18 protein-coding genes are annotated in these 20,257 nt (G+C 61.6%); 10 read left to right on the top strand and 8 right to left on the bottom strand.

Features of this window, described 5'->3' with window-relative positions:
• Positions 1 to 59 precede the first annotated feature (59 nt).
• Positions 60 to 953, bottom strand: coding sequence for a LysR family transcriptional regulator (locus RW095_RS13085; RefSeq protein WP_317019416.1), 894 nt, complete (start codon positions 951 to 953; stop codon positions 60 to 62).
• A gap of 99 nt (positions 954 to 1,052) precedes the next feature.
• On the opposite strand from RW095_RS13085, the gene RW095_RS13080 reads away from it, so the two are divergent.
• From RW095_RS13080 to RW095_RS13070, 3 genes are read left to right on the top strand one after another with little or no spacing between them, the layout of a single operon-like run.
• Positions 1,053 to 2,357, top strand: a complete 1,305-nt coding sequence (locus RW095_RS13080; protein WP_317019415.1) for a CitMHS family transporter — start codon at positions 1,053 to 1,055, stop codon at positions 2,355 to 2,357.
• A gap of 26 nt (positions 2,358 to 2,383) precedes the next feature.
• A complete protein-coding gene (locus tag RW095_RS13075) occupies positions 2,384 to 3,742 on the top strand; it encodes an acyclic terpene utilization AtuA family protein (RefSeq protein ID WP_317019414.1) in 1,359 nt (452 codons plus the stop codon).
• Between the two features lies 1 nt (position 3,743).
• Complete coding sequence (locus tag RW095_RS13070) at positions 3,744 to 4,061, top strand: AtuA-related protein (protein WP_317019413.1); 318 nt, start codon at positions 3,744 to 3,746, stop codon at positions 4,059 to 4,061.
• 36 nt (positions 4,062 to 4,097) lie between these two features.
• Here RW095_RS13070 and RW095_RS13065 read toward each other — a convergent pair whose 3' ends face one another.
• A complete protein-coding gene (locus RW095_RS13065; protein ID WP_317019412.1) occupies positions 4,098 to 4,808 on the bottom strand; it encodes a FadR/GntR family transcriptional regulator in 711 nt (236 codons plus the stop codon).
• Between the two features lie 413 nt (positions 4,809 to 5,221).
• On the opposite strand from RW095_RS13065, the gene RW095_RS13060 reads away from it, so the two are divergent.
• The 3 genes from RW095_RS13060 (at position 5,222) to kdgD (ending at position 9,015) form a co-directional block, all read left to right on the top strand.
• Positions 5,222 to 6,553, top strand: coding sequence for an MFS transporter (locus tag RW095_RS13060; RefSeq protein ID WP_317019411.1), 1,332 nt, complete (start codon positions 5,222 to 5,224; stop codon positions 6,551 to 6,553).
• Positions 6,554 to 6,684: 131 nt separating this feature from the next.
• The gene (gene gudD, locus RW095_RS13055; protein ID WP_317019410.1) at positions 6,685 to 8,034 is read left to right on the top strand and encodes a glucarate dehydratase; all 1,350 of its coding nucleotides are present in this window, start codon (positions 6,685 to 6,687) and stop codon (positions 8,032 to 8,034) included.
• 63 nt (positions 8,035 to 8,097) lie between these two features.
• Entirely contained in the window at positions 8,098 to 9,015 is a 918-nt protein-coding gene (gene kdgD, locus RW095_RS13050) for a 5-dehydro-4-deoxyglucarate dehydratase (protein ID WP_317019409.1), read from the top strand.
• 33 nt (positions 9,016 to 9,048) lie between these two features.
• Here the strand turns inward: kdgD and RW095_RS13045 are convergent, their stop codons facing one another.
• The 5 genes from RW095_RS13045 to RW095_RS13025 form a co-directional block, all read right to left on the bottom strand.
• On the bottom strand, positions 9,049 to 10,557 hold the full coding sequence (locus RW095_RS13045) for an MFS transporter (protein ID WP_317019838.1): 1,509 nt from the start codon (positions 10,555 to 10,557) through the stop codon (positions 9,049 to 9,051).
• 250 nt (positions 10,558 to 10,807) lie between these two features.
• Positions 10,808 to 11,038, bottom strand: a complete 231-nt coding sequence (locus RW095_RS13040) for a hypothetical protein (protein WP_317019408.1) — start codon at positions 11,036 to 11,038, stop codon at positions 10,808 to 10,810.
• 107 nt (positions 11,039 to 11,145) lie between these two features.
• A protein-coding gene (locus tag RW095_RS13035; protein WP_394364999.1) for an IS3 family transposase occupies positions 11,146 to 12,281 on the bottom strand; the annotation gives its coding sequence in 2 pieces (ribosomal slippage) (positions 11,146 to 12,017 and positions 12,017 to 12,281; 1,137 coding nt in all).
• A 103-nt stretch (positions 12,282 to 12,384) separates the two neighbouring features.
• Positions 12,385 to 13,701 (bottom strand): IS5 family transposase, encoded by a 1,317-nt coding sequence (locus RW095_RS13030; protein ID WP_317019407.1) that lies wholly within the window; start codon positions 13,699 to 13,701, stop codon positions 12,385 to 12,387.
• Positions 13,680 to 14,249, bottom strand: coding sequence for a hypothetical protein (locus tag RW095_RS13025; protein WP_317019406.1), 570 nt, complete (start codon positions 14,247 to 14,249; stop codon positions 13,680 to 13,682). The genes RW095_RS13030 and RW095_RS13025 overlap by 22 nt, the downstream gene beginning before the upstream one ends.
• Before the next feature lie 372 nt (positions 14,250 to 14,621).
• Here RW095_RS13025 and RW095_RS13020 point away from each other — a divergent pair, with 372 nt between their 5' ends.
• Both RW095_RS13020 and RW095_RS13015 read left to right on the top strand, forming a co-directional pair.
• Positions 14,622 to 16,250 (top strand): methyl-accepting chemotaxis protein, encoded by a 1,629-nt coding sequence (locus tag RW095_RS13020; RefSeq protein ID WP_317019405.1) that lies wholly within the window; start codon positions 14,622 to 14,624, stop codon positions 16,248 to 16,250.
• Between the two features lie 70 nt (positions 16,251 to 16,320).
• Entirely contained in the window at positions 16,321 to 17,904 is a 1,584-nt protein-coding gene (locus RW095_RS13015) for an alpha/beta hydrolase family protein (RefSeq protein ID WP_317019404.1), read from the top strand.
• Positions 17,905 to 17,945: 41 nt separating this feature from the next.
• Here RW095_RS13015 and RW095_RS13010 read toward each other — a convergent pair whose 3' ends face one another.
• Positions 17,946 to 18,548, bottom strand: coding sequence for a methylated-DNA--[protein]-cysteine S-methyltransferase (locus RW095_RS13010; protein WP_317019403.1), 603 nt, complete (start codon positions 18,546 to 18,548; stop codon positions 17,946 to 17,948).
• A gap of 91 nt (positions 18,549 to 18,639) precedes the next feature.
• Between RW095_RS13010 and RW095_RS13005 the strand changes: the two genes are divergently transcribed.
• Positions 18,640 to 18,780: a hypothetical protein gene (locus RW095_RS13005; protein WP_317019402.1), complete on the top strand. Its 141-nt coding sequence runs from the start codon at positions 18,640 to 18,642 to the stop codon at positions 18,778 to 18,780.
• A 59-nt stretch (positions 18,781 to 18,839) separates the two neighbouring features.
• Positions 18,840 to 20,225 carry a leucine-rich repeat-containing protein kinase family protein gene (locus RW095_RS13000; RefSeq protein WP_317019401.1) on the top strand — a complete coding sequence of 462 codons (1,386 nt, stop codon included), beginning with the start codon at positions 18,840 to 18,842 and terminating at the stop codon, positions 20,223 to 20,225.
• The last annotated feature ends 32 nt before the right edge of the window (positions 20,226 to 20,257 follow it).

The following is a 20,257-nucleotide window of genomic DNA, read 5'->3' as shown; positions in this document are numbered from 1 at the left end:
GCTTGCCCCTCCCCGCCTTGCCGATTCTCGCGAATACGCCGCAAGCGCCCAATCGCCGTTCACTGCGAGTCGAACTTCTCAATCAGCATCGCAACGAACGTCTCCGTGACGCGCGGCAACGTGCGCCCACGCTTCTTGATCAGCGCGATAGGGCGCGTGAACGCCGGATCGTCGACGGGACGCACCACGAGCTCAGGCTCCGCCCTCACTTCGCGCGCCGACGCGGGCAGTATCGTCACGCCGAGCCCCGCACGAACCATTGCTACGGCGCTCATCATGTAGGTCGGCTCGCAGGCAATCTCCGGCAGGCAACGCGCGCTGGAAAACGCGCTATCGACAACCGCCCTCACACTCGTGCCTTGCGCGGTCAGCACCAGCGGTGTCGCTGCAAGATCGGCAAGCGTGATGCGCCGCCGCTTCGCTAACGGGTGCCGCTTCGGACAAACGACCACCAGTCTGTCGATGCCCGCGTGTAGCACTTCCAGGTTCGCGTCGTCCAGAGCGCCGCCGGTCAATCCGATATCGGCCTCTTCGTTACGCACCAACGTATTGACCATGCTCGCGACCACATCGCGCACCTCGAAGCTCACGCGCGGCACGGTTCTCTTCAGGTCTTGAACGAGTTCGGGCAGCGAGCTTGCCGCGAAAGTCGGCAGGCAGGCTATCCGCACGGTGCCGCTCGCGCCGTCGCCGAGTGCGCGAGCATCGATCAGCACATGCTCCATGTCGTGCAGCGACTTTTGCAGAAGTGGCAGCAGATCGCGCCCCGTCGGCGTGAGCGCGACATTGCGACTGTTGCGGTCGAAAAGCCGCAGGCCCAGCGTTTCCTCGAGGCGCCTGATCTGCACCGTCAATGCGGGTTGCGAAAGATGCAGCCGCGTCGCCGCTTGTGTGAAGCTGCCCGTTTGCGCAACCGCGATAAACGCGCGAATGTCCCGAAGATTCAGATCCATGGCAATTTGTAATTGCTGCAATCAATTCATTTCAATTGCTTTATCAGTGACCTGAACTTACGCTGGATCGCAGTAAAAAACAACATTGGAGACAAGCACATGCTGCCATTACTGGGGCTGGCCACCATCGTCGTGCTGCTCGGCGCCATTCTGTCGAAACGCATGTCGCCGCTGGTGGCGCTCATCATCGTGCCGATTGCCGCGTCGTTGATCGGCGGGTTCGGCTTTCAAACGAGCAAGTTCGTGATCGACGGGCTCAAGGGCCTGGCGCCGGTCGTCGGCATGTTCGTGTTCGCGATTCTTTACTTCGGCACCATTACCGACGCGGGCACGCTCGATCCGATCATCGACCGCATTCTCCGCGCGGTCGGCACGCGGCCCACGCGCATTGTGATGGGCACCACGCTGCTCGCGCTGCTGATCCATCTGGACGGCTCCGGTGCGGTCTGCTTTCTCGTCACGATTCCCGCGATGCTGCCGCTCTACGACCGTCTGAAGATGGACCGGCGCGTGCTGGCCGCAGCCGTTTCGATGGCGGCCGGCATCAACTTCCTGCCATGGACCGGACCGATGATTCGCGCGTCCGCTTCGCTGCATCTGCCCATCTCGGCGCTGTTCAATCCGCTGATTCCGGTGCAGGCAATCGGCCTCGTGTTCGTGTTCGGCGTTGCATTCTGGCTTGGACGTCGCGAGGAAAAGCGGCTCGGTCTCGGCACCGCGAGCGGTGCCGTGCCGATGCCCAAGCGCGAACTGACGCCGGAAGAACAAGCGTTGCGTCGACCGAAGAATTTCTGGTTCAACATCGTGCTCACGCTCGTCGTGCTCGGCACGATGGTCGTGATGGGCGAAAAAATTCCGCCCGCAATCATGTTCATGGTCGGCCTGTGCGTCGCGTTGATGGTCAACTATCCGAACGTGGACATACAGCGCAAGCGGATCGACGCGCATGCACGCGCTGCATTGATGATGGCGGGCATTCTTCTCGCGGCCGGCGTGTTCACGGGCGTCATGCAGGGCAGCGGCATGCTCAAGGCGATGGCGCAAGCAGCAGTCGGCTTCGTGCCGCCCGCGATGGCGAGCCACATTCCCGTCGCGCTCGGCATCATGTCCATGCCGCTTAGCATGCTCTTCGATCCCGACTCGTTTTACTTCGGGGTACTGCCGGTTATCGCCGAAGTCGCGGGTCAGCTCGGCGTGCCCGCGGTGCAGGTCGGGCAGGCCGCGTTGCTCGGTCAGATGACGACCGGCTTCCCGGTCAGCCCATTGACGCCCGCCACTTTCCTCGTGGTCGGTTTATGCGGCATCGAACTCGCCGATCATCAGCGATTCACGTTCCCCTTGTTGTTCGGCGCATCCATCGTGATGACGATCGCGTGCGTTGCGTTGGGGATATTTTCACTGTGAGCTTTACCGAAACAGGTGTGAGCAGCATGACAGCCACTCAGCATGGACGCCTTGTGCGAATCGGCGCGGGCGCGGGCTATTCGGGTGACCGTATCGAGCCCGCGGTCGAACTCGCGGAATACGGCGCGCTCGATTACCTCGTGTTCGAATGTCTCGCCGAACGCACGATTGCGATTGCGCAGCAGGCCCGCAGCAAAGCCCCCGAACTGGGCTACGACCCGCTTCTCGAGACGCGCATGAAGGCGGTGTTGCCGGCCGCGCTACGCAATGGTGTGCGCATCGTTTCGAACATGGGCGCGGCGAATCCGCTTGCGGCGGCGCGCAAGACAGCAGAGATTGCGCGCTCGCTTGGGCTCGGCGACATCAAGATTGCGGCGATTACAGGCGACGACGTGCTCGATGCCGTGCGTGACGGCGACTTTCGCTTCGAGGAATCCGGCGAGCGCGTGGCGGACTACAAGTCGCGTCTCGTCTCCGCAAATGCCTATCTCGGCGCGAGCGCAATCGTCGACGCGCTCGCCGCGGGCGCACAAATCATCCTCACGGGACGTGTGGCCGATCCGTCGTTGTTCGTGGCGCCACTGATCCATGAGTTCGGCTGGCATATGGACGACTGGCAGACGCTGGGCCAGGCGACGGTGATCGGCCATCTGCTGGAATGCGCGGGGCAAATCACCGGCGGCTATTTCTCGGACCCTGGGTTCAAGGATATTCCCGCGCTCGCAAGGCTCGGCTTTCCCATCGCGGAAGTGGGCGAGGACGGCGCCGTGGTCATCACCAAGCTCGCGCAAGCTGGCGGACGAGTGACCGAGGCGACGTGCAAGGAGCAGCTGCTGTACGAGATCCACGATCCGCAACGTTATTTGCAACCAGACGTGGTTGCTGATTTCTCGCGTGTGCATGTCGAGGAGGAAGCGGCAGATCGGGTTCGCGTGAGCGGTGGCAGCGGTGCGCCGCGCACGGACACGCTTAAGGTCTCGGTCGCGTATTTCGACGGTTTCATCGGCGAGGGGCAGATTTCATATGCGGGCCCAGGTGCGCTGACGCGTGCCCGTCTCGCACTCGAGATCGTGCGCGAGCGGCTTGCACTGACTGGAGTTCAGACTCATGAGTTGCGCTTCGACCTGATCGGCGTGAACGCCTTGCACGGCGAGACGCTTGCCGCTAATTCGGCGGAGCCCTACGAAGTCCGCGCGCGCGTGGCGGGGCGCACTGCATCGTTGGAACAAGCTGTGCGCGTCGGCAACGAAGTCGAGACTTTATACACGAACGGTCCGGCGGGCGGAGGTGGAGTCACGAAGTCAGCGCGGGAAGTCGTTGCAGTGCAATCGGTGCTGTTGCCGCGCGAGCATGTGAAGCCGACGTTCACGATGGTGGAGGCGTGAGATGAAACTACGTGAGTTGGCCCATTCCCGAACCGGCGACAAGGGCAATACGCTGAACATCTCGGTGATCTGTTACGACGTGCGGCACTACGAGCATTTGCGCGCCATATTGACGCCGCAGCGCGTGAAGGCGCATCTCGCGGATGTCGTGCGTGGCAATGTCGCGCGCTACGAACTGCCGGTCATTGCGGCGTTCAACTTCGTGCTCGGCGAGGCGCTTGGCGGAGGCGTGACGCGCTCGCTCGCGCTCGACGCGCACGGCAAGTCGCTGAGTTCCGCGTTGATGAGCCTCGAAATCGAGGCGCCGCCGTCGGTGTGAATTCGCCGGCGGCAATGCGCCGCCGTTCGTGCTGTGCTATTCGCCCGGCGCACTCAACTCATGCGCGCGTCGCAGCCTCTCGCGGCTGTTGCTCAGATGCATGCGCATCGCGGCGCGGGCGTCGTCGGGGTCCTGGCGCTCGATCGCAAAGTAGATGAGTTGGTGCTCGTTGAGCACGTTGCGCAAGGTCTCGATCTGGTCGAGTTCTGCAATCTCCGCTGAGCCAAGACGCGTGCGCGGACTGACCGCGCTTCCTAACTGGCTCAGCACGTCGAAAAAATAGCGATTGCCGCTTGCGCGCGCGATCTGCAAATGAAACTCGACGTCGTGCGCGAGCGTGTCGGTGCTGCCGCGTTCGAGTTCGGACTCGAAGCGTCCGAGCGCCGCGCGCATCTGCCTGAGACTCTGCTCCGTGCGCCGCGCAGCGGCGAGCGCTGCCGACGCCGCTTCCACATCGATCCGGAATTCGATGATCGCCATCACGTCGAGCATGCTCGACAGATCGGCGGCGGGCAACTGCATGTTTTTCTCAGCGGCCGGCGCGAGCACGAACGTGCCGATGCCGTGACGCGTTTCTACCACCTTGGCCGCCTGCAGGCGCGAGATGGCTTCGCGCACGACGGAGCGGCTGACCGAGAGCTGCTTCATCATCGCGACTTCCGTGGGTATGCGGTCTCCTGGTCTCAGGACGCCGCGGCGGATTTCATCGGAAAGGGTGGCCACCACTTTCTCAGTTAGGCTGCTCATTGCTGTGGCTTGTTGACTTGATCGGCTGAAAACGCGCGGGTTGAGGGCGCGCGGGACGTCTGGTGACGTCTGGACATTAGCCATCATAGCGTCTGTCACGAAAATTCATGGGTCGCGCGATGGTGAAGCGGGTTGGCCGGCGCGGACGGTCCTCGTTGTAGTGGCTTTGTTGTCATCAGACGTCTTATTTTAACCGCTTTGGCCGCGTGCAGCCTTGCCGACGCGCCTTGTCGCACCGTTCAACTGGCGTGTTAGCAGGGGAGAAAGGGTAAACACCACATTGGAAACAGTCACACAACGGCGTTAGACTGTCATCAGACAACATATCTGTACGTCGCCATTCGACTGCTGACTCTGCCAGCCGCCCATGACGTCAGATCAAGACCGCTCGTCGGTCGCCACTGGAGACTCTCTTGACCTCTGCTCTCACCGCCGCACTCGATCCATTGGGGTCCGCCGTCTCGAAGGTCAAGCGGCATGTGTTGCCGCTCTTCCTGATCATGTTCATCGCGAACTATATCGACCGGGTGAATATCGGCTTCGTCAACACCCACATGAAAACCGACTTGGGCATCGGCGCGGCGGCGTATGGGCTGGGAAGCGGGCTGTTCTTCATCGGCTACGCGCTGTTCGAAGTGCCCTCGAACGTATTGATGCAGAAGTACGGCGCACGAGCGTGGCTGACGCGGATCATGGGCACGTGGGGTGTCGTCGCCGCGGCCATGGCGTTTGTGTCGAACGAAACGTCGTTTTACGTGTTGCGATTCCTGCTCGGCGTCGCGGAGGCGGGCTTCTTTCCGGGCGTGGTGTTCTATTTCACGCAGTGGCTGCCGCAAAAAGAACGCGGCAAGGCTGTGGCAATTTTTCTGTCGGGCTCGGCCATCGCTTCGGTGGTGTCGGGACCGATCACGGGTAGCCTGCTGTCCATTCGCGGACTCGGCCTGCACGGCTGGCAATGGATGTTCCTGATAGAAGGCGGCTTTTCTATCGTGTTGTGCGCGGTCAGCTGGATGTTCCTCAAGTCGCGCATCCGCGATGCTTCCTGGCTCACAGCAGAAGAGCAAGGCGTTCTCGAAAGCACGATCGCCGCTGAACAGGCGGAGCGCGTGGCACACGGCGGCGCGCATCTACCGGCGGTGAAGCTGTTGAAGGATCCGCAGATCGTGCTGTTTTGCCTTCTCTACTTCGCGATCCAGTTGACGATTTACGCGGCCACCTTCTGGCTGCCCACCATCATCCGCAAGATTGGCGGCCTGTCGGATTTCGAAGTCGGCATGCTCAACGCGATTCCGTGGCTCATCGCAATGGTTGCGATGTATTGCTTCGCATTGCTTTCGGCGAAGTGGCGTTTTCAGCAGGCGTGGCTCGCTGTGGCGCTCGTGATTGCGGCGTGTGGCCTCTTTGCGTCGACCTCGGGTAACCCGCTTCTGTCGTTCATCGCGATCTGCTTCTCGGCGATCGGCTTCAAGGCGGCGGCCTCGCTCTTCTGGCCCATTCCGCAGGGCTATCTCGATGCGCGCGTCGCCGCAGCGGTGATCGCGCTGATCAATTCCATCGGCAATCTGGGCGGTTTCTTCGCGCCCGCCACGTTCGGCTATTTGCAGCAGCACACCGGTTCGATCACCGGCGGACTTTATGGTCTTGGCGTGGCCTCGCTGATCGCGGCTGCGGCGGCTTTCCTCACGCGCAATCGGCGCGGCGACGGCAACCTGCTGCGCGATCCGCTGCAAAGCAGAGCACACTGACCGCTGTTTCTCTGGCCGCAGCTCATGAGCCACGCGCGCAAACAGTTTACGTCCGGCACAGGTGGTGAGCGTGTTCGCACAATGCGTTGCTCATCACCGTCCGGCTCACCATCTCAACTGGTCTAGTTCCTATGTCCACGAAACCATCCATGTCGAACGATACGCCTACCGTTACTGAACTACGCGTCGTGCCGGTTGCCGGCCGCGACAGCATGCTGCTGAACCTGAGCGGCGCGCATGGTCCGTACTTCACGCGCAACATTGTGATTCTGCGCGACAGCGCCGGTCACGTCGGCGTGGGCGAAGTGCCGGGCGGCGAAAATATCCGCAAGACGATCGACGACGCGCGTCCGTTCGTCGTCGGTCAATCTATCGGTAATTTGCAAGCTATCCTGAACAAAGTGCGCACGCAGTTCGCCGACCGCGATGCGGGTGGACGCGGCCTGCAAACATTCGATCTGCGCACCACGATTCACGCCGTGACCGCGCTCGAAGCTGCGCTGCTGGATTTGCTCGGACAGCATCTCGGCGTGCCCGTTGCTGCCCTGCTTGGCGAAGGTCAGCAACGCGACGCAGTGGAAATGCTTGGCTACCTGTTCTATATCGGCGATCGCAACAAGACGGACCTGCCGTATGCGAGCGGCGCCGATGGACGCGACGACTGGGACCGCGTGCGCACCGAAGAAGCATTGACGCCGGAAGCCGTGGTTCGTCTCGCCGAAGCCGCGCAAGCCCGCTATGGCTTCAACGATTTCAAGCTCAAGGGCGGCGTGCTGTCCGGCGACGCTGAAATGGAAGCGGTGACCGCGCTCGCCGAGCGCTTCCCGAATGCCCGCGTGACGCTCGATCCGAACGGCGCATGGTCGCTTGCGGAAGCGGTCCGCCTCTGTCGCGACAAACACGACGTGCTCGCGTATGCGGAAGACCCCTGCGGCGCAGAGAACGGCTATTCAGGCCGCGAAGTGATGGCGGAATTCCGCCGCGCGACCGGTTTGCCGACGGCGACCAACATGATCGCGACCGACTGGCGCCAGATGGGCCACGCGATCCAGTTGCAGTCCGTGGATATTCCTCTCGCCGATCCGCACTTCTGGACCATGCAGGGTTCGGTGCGCGTCGCGCAGATGTGCAATGACTGGGGCCTCACATGGGGCTCGCATTCGAACAATCACTTCGACGTCTCGCTCGCGATGTTCACGCATGTGGCAGCAGCCGCGCCCGGCAAGATCACGGCAATCGACACGCATTGGATCTGGCAGGACGGTCAGCGTTTGACGCGCGAACCGTTGCAGATCGTCGGCGGCAAGGTGAAGGTGCCGCAGAAGCCGGGGCTCGGCGTCGAACTGGATATGGACGAGATCGAGAAGGCGCACGCGCTCTACCAGCAGCACGGCCTCGGCGCACGCGACGACGGCGTCGCAATGCAGTACCTGATTCCCAACTGGAAGTTCGATAACAAGCGCCCCTGCCTCGTGCGCTGATTGCTTGCGACGCAGTCTATCGCCCGCTCATTCAACATTTGACGATATTCACGCCATTTACAAATGACTTCACCGCAAGAACTCAAAGCGATCGTATCCGAAGGACTGTTGTCCTTTCCCGTGACCGACTTCGACGCGCAGGGCGACTTCCGCGCCGACACCTACGCGCAACGGCTCGAATGGCTCGCGCCCTACGGTGCAACCGCGTTGTTCGCCGCAGGCGGCACCGGCGAATTTTTTTCGCTGACCAAAAGCGACTACACCAACGTGATTCGCACGGCGACTGAAACATGCAAGGGCAAGGTGCCGATTCTCGCGGGCGCGGGCGGTCTGACGCGCGTCGCGATCGAGTACGCGCGGGAAGCAGAGCGCCTTGGCGCAAGTGGCGTGCTGCTAATGCCGCACTATCTGACCGAGGCTTCGCAGGAAGGGATTGCCGCGCACGTCGAACAGGTGTGCAACGCGGTGAAGAACATCGGCGTCATTGTGTATAACCGCGCGAATTCAAAGCTCAATGCCGATATGCTGGAACGGCTCGCGGATCGCTGCCCGAATCTGATCGGCTTCAAAGACGGCGTCGGCGAAATCGAGGCAATGGTGACCATTCGCCGGCGCCTTGGCGACCGCTTCTCGTATCTCGGCGGCCTGCCGACCGCGGAGGTTTATGCGGCGGCGTATAAGGCGCTTGGCGTGCCTGTGTATTCGTCGGCGGTATTCAACTTCATTCCGAAGACCGCGATGGAGTTCTATCGTGCGATTGCCGCAGACGATCATGCGACCACGTCACGGCTCATCGACGAGTTCTTCCTGCCGTATCTGGCTATTCGCAATCGTCGCGCCGGTTACGCAGTGAGCATCGTGAAGGCGGGCGCGAAGCTGGTTGGTCGCGACGCCGGTCCGGTACGCGCGCCGCTGACCGATCTGACCGAAGAAGAGTCCGGGCAACTGGGCGCTCTGATCGCGAAACTCGGCCCGCAATAAGCGCTCTGCACGCGTTTCGCCGCGGGCTTGACGCTAGCCGCGGCGAAACACCACGTGCGAAATCCGCTGCACGAGCAAAGCAGCGGCGAGCGCCGCCACCGCGGTCAGCCACACACCGATGTGAATCGACTGCACCAGCGCATCGCGTGCGGTGTCGATCAATGCAAGCGTGTTCAGCCCTGACGGCTTCATGTCCGCGATCAGCTTCAGGCGCGATGCTTCGTCGATCAGAATGCGCAGATCGACGAAGCGCGGCCGCCATTGCGACGCCGTCGGCTCGCCGAGCACGCTCATCGTCCGCGTGACGACATCGCGATAGTGGTGTTGCACGACCGTCGCCACGATGCTCGTGCCCAGCATGCCGCCCACCATTCGCGTCGATTGCAGCAGCGCGGTCGTGATGCCGAAGCGCTCGCGGCCCGCGATCTCCTGTCCGAACACATTCAGATTGTTGAGGATGAAGCCGGGACCGATGCCGACCGCGCCCATCGGCAATTCGATCCACAGGTGCGGTGTTTCGGGATTCGCAAATGCAAGACCGATCGACGCGAACAGCAGCAACGCGAAGCCGATAGAGAGAATGCGCGTCGGCTTCTTCATGTGAATCACGATGCGCGTATTCAGCAGGCTGCCGAGTGCGATGCATGCGGCGATGGGCGTGGCGAGCAGGCCGGCCTGTTGCGGAGAAAGTCCGAAGCCGCCTTGCAGCAGCAGCGGCGCGAAGAAAATCAGCGAGAACATGACGAAGCCGGACAGCATGCCGAGCGTGAACAACGTGACGAGCTGCGAGTCTTTGAACAGATCGAGCGGAATGATCGGATGCGTGGCGCGCTTTTCGCACACGAACAACGCAATGGCGCCGACGATCACACACACGGCAAGCGTGATGTTGCCGGCGGTCAAGCCGTCTTTCGGCACCGCTTCGATGAAAGCCTGCAGACCTCCGAGCACCGCGGCCACGAGCCCGGCACCGAGCCAGTCGATTTTGACCTCGCCGTCATGGGGCCGCTGAAAGCTCGGCAGATGCACCCAGATGAAGTAGAGCGCCGCCGCACCGACCGGCAAATTGATCAGGAACGTGGAGCGCCAGCCGAGGTGCTCGCTCATCCATCCTCCGAGCGACGGACCCGCCGCCGTGCCGATGCCGTACGCCGCGGCCATCACGACTTGCCAGCGCACGCGCGCGCGCGGGTCGGGGAACAGGTCGGGTATCGACGCGAACGCGGTGCCGACCATCATGCCGCCCCCCACGCCTTGCAGGCCGCGCGCGATCACGAGAAACAGCATGTCGTTCGCGACGCCGCATAGCACCGAGGCTACCGTGAACGTGATCACTGCGGCGATCACGAAGCGCTTGCGGCCGAAATAGTCACCAAGGCGTCCGAATACGGGCACGGTTACGACCGACGCCAGCAGATACGCACTCGCGATCCACGCGTAGTACTCGAAGCCGTGCAGCTCCGCGACGATCGACGGCAGCGCGGAGCTGACGACCGTCTGGTCGAGTGCCACGAGCATGTTGACGAGACCGATGCCGAGCATCGCGAAGAGGGCGTTCCGGAAAGGCAGCGCGGTGGCAGCGGCGGTGGAAGTCACGGATCTGGGCAGGAAGGGCGATTAAGGTGAAGCACTAAGGGCGCGAAGTCTGGACAAGCGATGTGCCAAAGTTGTCTGACCACTTGCTCGTCATTATACGGGTTTGCCCCTAGCTAAAACTATTCCTCCCGGTTGAAAAGCGTGCGGGCACAACGAATCCGAAGATGCCCGCACGGGGTACGGCAGACACCGTTCCTTAGTGGTTGGCCCACCAGTCGGTCGCCTTCTGCTTGTCCCACGCCGGTAGAACTTCGCGCTCGATAGAAGCGTTCGTCAAGGCTGGGAAATCCTTTTTGAATTCCGCCACGTCGGCATCGAACTGATCGCTGACGCTAATGTTCCAGGTGCCTCCGCTAAATCCAGTCGCCGCCTGGTCGATCAGCGGAATAACGGGGCCCGCGCGCAATTCGCCGTCTTTACGTTCCACTACCGTCGCGTCGATATGCCCGAGATAGTCGGCCCTGAACAATTCGTCTAGAGGTGGCCCCGTTCGTTCGGACAGTTTTTTCGATTTTTAAGTGGAACGCTGGGTGGTCACGCTGCCAATTTAATCGCGGGCAGCATCGCGAAGTAAGCTTCATCCGGGGTCTTGTTCGATAGACTTGAATGAGGCCTTTGCTGGTTGTACCACGTCAGGTAATTAGCGATGGACTTCCGTGCCTGGCCGACGGACTCATAGGCGTTCAAATATATCTCTTCGTACTTCACGCTGCGCCACAGCCGTTCGATAAAAACGTTGTCCCGCCAACTTCCCTTGCCATCCATCGACAAGGCGATTCCGCGCGAGAGGACCGCGTCGGTGAAGACGGTACTGGTGAATTGGCTGCCTTGATCGGTGTTGACGATCTCAGGCAATCCATATTTCGCGAATGCTTCTTCAAGCGCTGCCACCGCATGTTCAGCTTCCATCGTGATCGCGACTCGGTGCGCTAAAACACGGCGGCTGGCCCAATCGATCACAGCAGTGAGATACACGAAGCCGTGTGCCATAGGCACGTATGTTGTGTCCAATGCGTACACCTGGTTGCTACGCTCGATCTTCCGATTGCGCAGCAGGTATGGCCAGATCTTGTGAGCCAGATGTTTGCGGCTCAAGTTCGGCTTGCGATATAGCGCTTCGATGCCCATTTTGCGCATCAACGTGCCGACGTGCTTGCGTCCGACCACTATGCCCTCTCGCTTGAGCAGGCGCATCAACATGCGCGCGCCGGCAAACGGGTGCTCCAGGTGCAACTCGTCGATGCGGCGCATGAGCGCCAGATCCGCGGCACTGACCGGGCTCGGCGCGTAGTACGCACTGGATCGGCTGATGCCGACCAGCTTGACCTGCCGGGAAACCGGCAGGGGGTGAGCACGATCAATCATTTCTTTGCGCTCAGCAGGCCTGCCTTGCCGAGCGCGCCGGACAAAAAATCATTCTCCAGCGCCAATTGGCCGATCTTCGCGTGCAACGTCTTCAGGTCCACCGGCGGCTCATTGACGGGCGCGCCCGCCGCGCCGAACACATCGGCCGCTCGTTCTTGCAACTGCCGCTTCCATTCTGTGATCTGGTTCGGATGAACCTCAAACTGCTGCGCCAATTCTGCCAGCGTACGCTCGCCGCGTACGGCTGCCAGTGCCACCTTCGCCTTGAACGCCGCTGAGTGCGTGCGCCGGGTTCTCTTCGTCATCGTCTGGTTTCCTTTGTAGGCATTATGCCCATTTCAGAACCCAGCGATTCCACCTAACCGACTGTCCAGATCTCCGGGGCCACCTCTTCTTGAGTTCCGGCGGTCACACCATCGCGTCGGTGGCCATTCTGAACAAAACAGCAAGAACGAAGGCATAAAGAAGCCGTAGCTTCCTGAGGATCATCCGCAGGTTGTGGCCAGCGCCGCACAGCACGGCGTGCAGTGCATCGCCCAGCGCACCCTTCAACCCGTTGCGCCCGAGCTTGGCATCGCTCTTCATGTGACCGATGGCAGGCTCGATCGCACTTCGCCGTTTGATCATCGCGCGTAGTCCGCATGTGATGCCGCGCCGCAGGCCGGGGTGATAGATCTTCACGCCATCAAGCGCAACGCCCTTGTAATCACGGTCCACGATGGCGACCTCTGGCGTAACGTCGCTGAGGATCGCGGCCTGCTCCAGCGCCTCAGCCAGCGTGTGGCCGTCGTATGGGTTGCCCGGCATTGAACGCATCCCCACCACGAGCCCTTCCTTGTGAGTCGTCGTGATCGACACTTTCACGCCGAATTCGTACGGTATGCGCGCCTTGCCCTTGGCCAGACACTCGACTTCCGGCGCGTGCAGCGCATACAGCTTGTTCTTGTCCTTCAGCTTCTGCGACAGAATCCGCTTCGTGCGGCCAATCAGTTCCTGCAATGCCGCGCGGCTGCAATCGGCCACCGCGTCGACTTGCCGCTCGACGTCGCGCATCACCCGACCCACACGCGAGCGCAACGTGCGCAGTGTCTTTCTCATCCGCTTGTATTGCTTCGCATGCGCGTAACGACTGATCTGGCTTGCCAGCCGTGGCGCCTCGCGATTGTAGTTCTGCCGCAGCTTCAGGCCGTGTCTCGCAGCGGCCTTCACCAGGTGTTCGCGACATCGTTCGAGCAGGCGTGAATCGGTCGGATACGCAATCGCCTTCTCCATGACCGTCGTGTCGACGATTACGCGTTTTACGCTCGAGGCCTTGATCACGCCGGCGCGCTTCGCTGCTTCAATCGTCTCTGCCAGCAACTCTTCAACGCCGGCTTCACCCAGCCGCTTGCGCCAGCGCGTCAGGCTCGATGGGTCGATTGGTGGCTGCGTCTGCAGGTAAGTCTCGCCCGTGAACACCTGCCAATACGGGTTCTCAACCCATTGCCACACAACCTCTTCGTCAGACAGGTCGAAGGCATGTTGCAGGTAGAGCAGACCCGCAATCAGGCGCGGTGATGTTGCCGGGCGGCCCTTGCCGGACACGAAGCTCTCGCTCATCGACGCGCCCAGCCGTTCCCAGTTGATCAGGTCCGTCAGGCGTACCAGCGGATGCTTCAGGTTGATCTGTTCACGCAGCGGTTGCCGGAAGAAATCTCCTTCCGTCACAGGTGTCTTGGGACCCATCCGCACCTCGTCAGAAATTGCAGGATTCCCGTACCAATATGCCAGGTCCCTGCAATTCCCACAACACCATTTCGGCCGTAAAGCCTCACCACACAACGACTTCCGGATTGTTCAGGTTCGACGAGATAGACGATGGAATTCGGCTTGATCTCTACCGTTTCGTGAAGCGGCGTAAAGAACATGCCATGGAACGGGAATATGCCGCTTTGTCCGGTAATACCGCGCATTACATATTTTCCAGGGGCAAGCGGAAGCCGGACAAAGTAGTGATTGCCGGTGCTGCTCGTCGTGGTCGCCTGGTCGTCGAATTTGAAATTCAGGCGGTCGGCACGGCTGTCCGCTGCGCCGCGCTCCATGTGCACGACGATAGGACTCGGCTGGTAGCTCGTGTGATACGCGTTGCTGAGCGTCACCGTCATTAACGCGTAGGAGTTTTGCTTCGTATCGACGGAGCTCATCGACGTGGTTGGCGACATGGGCGCAACAGTTGCGCAACCAGTGGTCAGCAATGTGCCGGCAATAGCGAAAGTGGCGAAAAGTTTATTCATTTCGAGTGGAGGGAGAACATTTTTGTGTTGTGTCCGATATCGAAACAGCCGGACGAGCGAACTATCGATATTCACTATGCGACGCGAATGAATTCATATGCGCCGCATGCCATGTAAACGACAGCGCTTGATGGAATTTAAGGGGGCGCTTCATGCGCACACGCTAATCGCAATGGGTTTGCAGCCGTCAGCAATTGATGCTTTCGATTTGAAAATCCGGCGGGGAGAGGGTTTGTCTCTACACATGCGGCCCGCATAGGTGCCGATAAATAACTCGAGTGGTCGTGCGATGCTGCCGCGCCGCCTGAACAATCAGAGGTGCGCGCAGCGGCCCATCGACCTTCTTCGACCGGACGAAACAGGAGCGCGAGCATGCATCGATTGAATTTCAAGCAGAAGCTCTGGGTGCCGCTCGTCGTCAGCCTGCTGGCGCTCCTCGCCGTGTCGGTGTCGGCGGCGTGGTTGTCGCGTGAGACGCGCGTTGAAGAGCGCAAGCACGACCTCGTGAATGTTGCGCACGTTGGACTCAGCATCGTGAAGGAATATGCGGCACTTGCGCAAAGCGGCGCGCTTAGCGAGGCCGATGCGCGCAAGCAGGCACTCGAGCGGCTGCGCGACGTGCGCTACGGAGAGGATGGCTACTTCCTCGTGCTCAACTCCACGCCGCGCATGGTCATGCATGCGATGAAACCCGCATTGGACGGCAAGGATCTCGCGGGCGCCGCGGACGCCGACGGCCGTCACCATTACGTGACGTTTGCCGCGACGGCGCAGGCACCGGAGGGCGGCTTCGTCGACTATGTGTTCCCGCATCCGGGTAATCCACCGTCCGCCGCGGTCGGCAAGATCGGCTATGTCGTGCGTTATGCGCCGTGGGACTGGATCATCGCGACGGGCGCTTACGTCGACGATATCGATGCCGCGTTCAAAGAGTCACTGTATGTGCTCGGCAGCGTGGTCGGCGCGGTCGCGCTGTTACTGTCCGCGCTCGTCGCGTTCACTAATCGCAGCATTCAACGCACGATTGGCGGCGACCCGGCGTACGTCGCGCAGGTCGCCGGTGAGATCACCAAGGGCAATCTCGTTATCCCCGTCGAGATTCGGGAAGGCGATGACTCGAGTCTTCTGCATACCATGCGGCAGATGCGCGACGCCCTTGCAAAGACCATCGTGCAGATCGGCGGCGCGGCCGAGAAGGTGGCGACCGGCGCGCGGGAGATTGCGGAAGGCAATACGGATCTGTCCGCGCGTACCGAGAGCCAGGCCGCGTCACTCGAAGAGACGGCGGCCAGCATGGAGCAGATGACTGCGATGGTCCGGCAAACGTCGGAGAGCGCGCAGACGGCGAGTCAATTGACGGCGAGCGCCGAGCAGATCGTCACGCAGGGCGGAAAAATGGCGGCCGAGGCCGTGTCGACAATGCAGGAGATATCGACCGAATCGCACAAGATGGTGGAGATCATTGCGGTGATCGAAGGCATCGCATTCCAGACCAACATTCTTGCGCTGAACGCGGCTGTCGAGGCGGCTCGCGCGGGAGACGAAGGGCGCGGCTTCGCCGTGGTGGCCGGCGAAGTGCGCACGCTTGCGCAGCGCAGCGCGTCGGCGGCGAAGGAAATCCGCGCGTTGATCAGCCGCGCGGTGGGTCGCGTTGAGACCGGCGTTGAACTCGTCGACAAAACCGGTACGACGATTCAGGCGGCGAGCGACGCCATTGCGAAGTTGTCGGGCGTCATGCGCGACATCGCCGCGGCCGCCGCGGAGCAGAGCGCGGGCATCGATCAGGTCGGCGACGCCGTCACGCAGATGGACAGCGTCACGCAACAGAACGCCGCACTCGTCGAACAAGCCGCGGCGGTGGCGCAAACATTGACCGAGCAGGCGAGACTGCTGGAAGCGTCGATTCATACTTTCCAGGTGCGAGACGATTCGCGTGGGGGTGGGGTGGGGGTGGGACGGGCGGTATCGAAACACCCGCACCGGTTAGCCGTGGCGATTTGAATGCGGGCGTGGGCGGCTCGGCGCAGCCCCCATAGTGGCGCTATGCTAGCGGTTTCGCTCGGAGACCCGCATGCCACAAGCGACCCGCACCGCAGCCCTCGCATTGCTGTCATGTCTTGCGTTGACCATCGGCACCTCGGCGCAAGCCGACTCATCGTGCGAACCGGCGTGCGGCGTGCGCGGCCAGCTTCTCGATCATCGGGTCACGTCGAAGCTTAGCGCTGCCGAATTGTCGGATCTACTTGCATCGAGCCCCTCAGGGCAGCGCCTCATGCGAATGGCGGGTGCGCCCGCTTGCGGCGTCGAGGTCGTGTATTTCCGCTACCGGACTATCGGCGGCGCGGGGGAACCGACCACTGCAAGCGGTGCATTGATGACCCCGCAAGGCGAATCTGCGGCGTGCGGCGGGCCGCGCCCGCTCATGTTGTATGCGCACGGCACCACCGCCTACAGCAAATACAATCTTGCCGATATCGCGCGGACCGACGCCGACAACGAGGGCGCCGGCGAAGGCCTCGCCGTGGCCGCGATGTATGCGGCTCACGGCTACATCGTGGCGGCCAGCAACTATGCGGGCTATGCCGGGTCCGATCTTCCGTACCATCCTTATCTGAACGCCGACCAGCAGTCCGCCGATATGATCGACGCGCTGCACGCGGCGCGCGCGATGCTGAACGACGAAGGCTCGCCTACCGCCACGCGCGAGAACGGCAAGCTCTTCATTACTGGCTATTCGCAAGGCGGTTTTGTTGCGTTGGCGACGCATCGCGCGCTGCAAGCAGCGGGCGTCAAGGTGACTGCGTCCGCGCCGGGCTCGGGCCCATATGCGCTGGCCGCTACCGCCGACGCCATCATTGCAGGTCAGGTCAGTCTCGGCTCGACACTTTTCACGACGATGGTGGTGACGGGCTATCAACATGCCTATAAAAACCTGTATCGCAAGCCGACGGAATTTTTCGAAGCCGCCCACGCGCACGATATCGAACGAGTGCTTCCGAATGCACAACCTCTCGACATACTTTTCTCGCAACGCAAACTGCCGTCAACGCACCTTTTCAGCAGTACTCCGCCGGCCGCGCAGTTCGCGTCGGTAACACCGCCCGTATCGCCGCTTCTCACGCCGCCCGCATTGACGCCGCTATTCGCCGCAGGTTTCGGCGGCGCCAACCTCGTGCGTAACGCCTACCGCCGCGCGCTTCTTGAAGACGCGGCGGACAATCCCGATGGCGCTTTCCCCCATGCAAGCGCAAGCCTCGCGCCAGCGGCCAATCCCGCGCATCCGCTGCGGCAGGCGTTCAAGCGCAACGATCTGCGTAACTGGGTTCCGAAGGCGCCGGTCCTGCTGTGCGGCGGCGGCTCGGACCCGATGGTGTTCTTCTTCAACGCCCGCATCGAGCAGGCCTATTGGCTCAACGCCAAGGTGCCTGCGGGACTGACATCCGTGCTGGATGTGGACTCGTCCGCCACCGGACCCGACGATCCATTCGCAACCGTCAAGCAGGGCTTTGCAAATGCGAAGGCATCGATTGCGCGCGAGGCCGTTGCCGCTGGCGCGACAGACGGGGGCGCCTCTGCCGTGTTGCGTTCTTATCACGGAGGGCTCGTTGCGGGCTCATGCATGATTGCTGCACGAGCATTCTTCGCGAACTTCTGAGTGCGCCTGCTTACAGCTTCAGCGACGCTACTCTGACGCCGTCAATTGCCGAACAACGAACTTTGCATGCCGCGAGCAGGCGCAGGGCGTGCGCGTTTCGCAGCGACGTTGGCTCGGTCTGCGGGTGCTTGCGCTTGCATATCCGCGGCGGCTTCGAGCGACGTTTGCCCCGCTTCCAGCGAAAGCAGCAGCATCTTGTTCGCGAGGCCGCCCGCGAAACCGGTCAGCTCGCCTGACGCGCCGATCACCCTATGGCACGGCGCCACGATAGAAATCGGGTTTCTGCCGTTTGCCGCGCCGACCGCCCGCACCGCGTTGATATTGCCGATCTGCACAGCGATTTGTGCGTAAGTGCGTGTCTGGCCGAAAGGGATGGTCAGCAACGCGGCCCACACTTTCTTCTGAAACTCCGTCCCTTGAAACTGGAGCGCCAGATCGAACGTCTGCCTCTTGCCGGCGAAGTACTCATTCAACTGACGCTCGGCTTCGAGCAGAATCGGCCGATCGTCGGCTTGCATCGACTCTGCCAGACGCACGCGGTTCGGCTTGTCGTTTTCCCAAAGAATGGCGGCCAGATGCTCGCCGCTGGCAACGAGCTTCAATTTGCCGACGGGGGAATCCATCAACTTGTAGGCGTAAGTCACTTGTCTGCTCCTGCGAATGAAGTGAGACTGCACGGCACGCGGTTGCAAATGCACGGATGCCGGACGCTACCGGTGTCGCAATGATTCCAGTGTGGACTTCCCGCCTGCTGAAGACACTTCGGATCTTGCTGTCTATATCGTCGTCAAGTATGAAGGATTTGTGCGCGAGACGGTCGGCTATCGCGCACCGGCCGCGTGGCTTCGCGGTGCGCAACAGCACGTCACGATATGACTCAGTAGAATTGACCCCTCCTGCACCATGGGCGCGGGCCACCGGATCTTCTTACGACTGTGACAACAACACTGGAACAACTGCGAGCGGGACAGCTATCGGGCGCACGCCAACTGAAACTCGCGTGCGGGCTCACTGAGTTTCCGCGCGAGGTTTTCGCACTCGCCGACACACTCGAAATTCTCGATCTCTCCGGCAATGCGCTGTCGGCATTGCCTGACGATTTCGCGCGGCTCCATAAGTTGCGCATTCTGTTTGCATCCAACAATCCGTTCACCGAGTTGCCCGAAGTACTCGGGCAGTGTCAGCAATTGAGCATGGTCGGCTTCAAGGCGAATCGCATTGGTACGGTTGCCGGCAATGCGCTGCCGCCGCGGCTGCGTTGGCTGATCCTCACGGACAACCAGATCGACGCGTTACCGCCGGAAATCGGTAACTGCGCACATTTGCAAAAGTTAATGCTGGCTGGCAATCGCCTGCGTTTTCTTCCGGAAGAACTGGCTGAGTGTTCGCGGCTCGAGTTGCTGCGGCTTGCGGCGAATCGGCTCGACGAATTGCCGCCATGGCTATTTCGCATGCCGCGGCTCGCGTGGCTCGCATATGCCGGCAATCCGTTCGGCGACGCATTGGAAGCTGCGGCGTTGACCGATACGCCCATCGCCGAAATTGGCTGGGACGATTTGCGCCTGCGGGAGCAGTTGGGCGAGGGCGCCTCGGGTGTGATCTACCGCGCCGAACTACGCGGGCGGGGTGGCGCATCGCGGCCCGTCGCGGTCAAGCTGTTCAAAGGCGCCGTCACGAGCGACGGTTTGCCCGACTGCGAAATGGCGGCCTGCATCCGGGCCGGCGATCACGCGAACCTGATTGCGGTCGCGGGGAAAGTAAAAGATCATCCGGCAAACGCGCACGGCCTCGTGATGGAACTGATCGAGCCGCAATTTCGCAATCTGGCGGGGCCACCGAGCTTCGAGTCGTGCACGCGGGACATTTACGCGGCGGCCGCCCGCTTCAAAGCCGCCGACGTCGTGGATATGGCGCACGGCATTGCATCTGCCGCGTGTCACTTGCACCGGCGGGGCGTGATGCACGGCGATCTGTACGCACACAACATTCTGCATGACGGCCAGGCACGTGTATTGTTAGGAGACTTCGGTGCCGCATCTTTCTATTCGACGGACAACCGCGAACGCAGCGTTGTGCTCGAACGTCTGGAAGTGCGAGCGTTTGGTTGTCTGCTCGATGAGTTGATCGACCGTTGCGATGGGAGCGATGGGAGCAATCGTAGCGATCTTAGCGATCAGGGCCATGTAGGCGATCCTGGTGCGCAACACCGCGTCGCTGAAAAGCTCGCGATGTTGAGAGACAGTTGCCTGAGCGAAGACGTTCAAAGCCGGCCGCTATTCGAGCAGATCGCATCGGATCTCCGCGCGCTGAAGGCTCGATGATGCTGAACTTGCAAGACGCTTGCGGGCCAGTC

Origin of the sequence: Paraburkholderia kirstenboschensis, from assembly GCF_032806925.1 — a bacterium.
Lineage (GTDB): Bacteria > Pseudomonadota > Gammaproteobacteria > Burkholderiales > Burkholderiaceae > Paraburkholderia > Paraburkholderia kirstenboschensis.
This window is presented reverse-complemented; position numbering and strand designations above follow the sequence as displayed.

Coding starts and splice junctions, on each gene's coding strand:
- RW095_RS13065 (WP_317019412.1), bottom strand. CDS start 4,808: ATGAGCAGCCTAACTGAGAAAGTGGTGGCCACCCTTTCCGATGAAATC.
- RW095_RS13070 (WP_317019413.1), top strand. CDS start 3,744: ATGAAACTACGTGAGTTGGCCCATTCCCGAACCGGCGACAAGGGCAAT.
- RW095_RS13030 (WP_317019407.1), bottom strand. CDS start 13,701: ATGGGTCCCAAGACACCTGTGACGGAAGGAGATTTCTTCCGGCAACCG.
- RW095_RS13025 (WP_317019406.1), bottom strand. CDS start 14,249: ATGAATAAACTTTTCGCCACTTTCGCTATTGCCGGCACATTGCTGACC.
- RW095_RS13020 (WP_317019405.1), top strand. CDS start 14,622: ATGCATCGATTGAATTTCAAGCAGAAGCTCTGGGTGCCGCTCGTCGTC.
- kdgD (WP_317019409.1), top strand. CDS start 8,098: ATGACTTCACCGCAAGAACTCAAAGCGATCGTATCCGAAGGACTGTTG.
- RW095_RS13045 (WP_317019838.1), bottom strand. CDS start 10,557: ATGCTCGGCATCGGTCTCGTCAACATGCTCGTGGCACTCGACCAGACG.
- RW095_RS13085 (WP_317019416.1), bottom strand. CDS start 953: ATGGATCTGAATCTTCGGGACATTCGCGCGTTTATCGCGGTTGCGCAA.
- RW095_RS13075 (WP_317019414.1), top strand. CDS start 2,384: ATGACAGCCACTCAGCATGGACGCCTTGTGCGAATCGGCGCGGGCGCG.
- gudD (WP_317019410.1), top strand. CDS start 6,685: ATGTCCACGAAACCATCCATGTCGAACGATACGCCTACCGTTACTGAA.
- RW095_RS13080 (WP_317019415.1), top strand. CDS start 1,053: ATGCTGCCATTACTGGGGCTGGCCACCATCGTCGTGCTGCTCGGCGCC.
- RW095_RS13015 (WP_317019404.1), top strand. CDS start 16,321: ATGCCACAAGCGACCCGCACCGCAGCCCTCGCATTGCTGTCATGTCTT.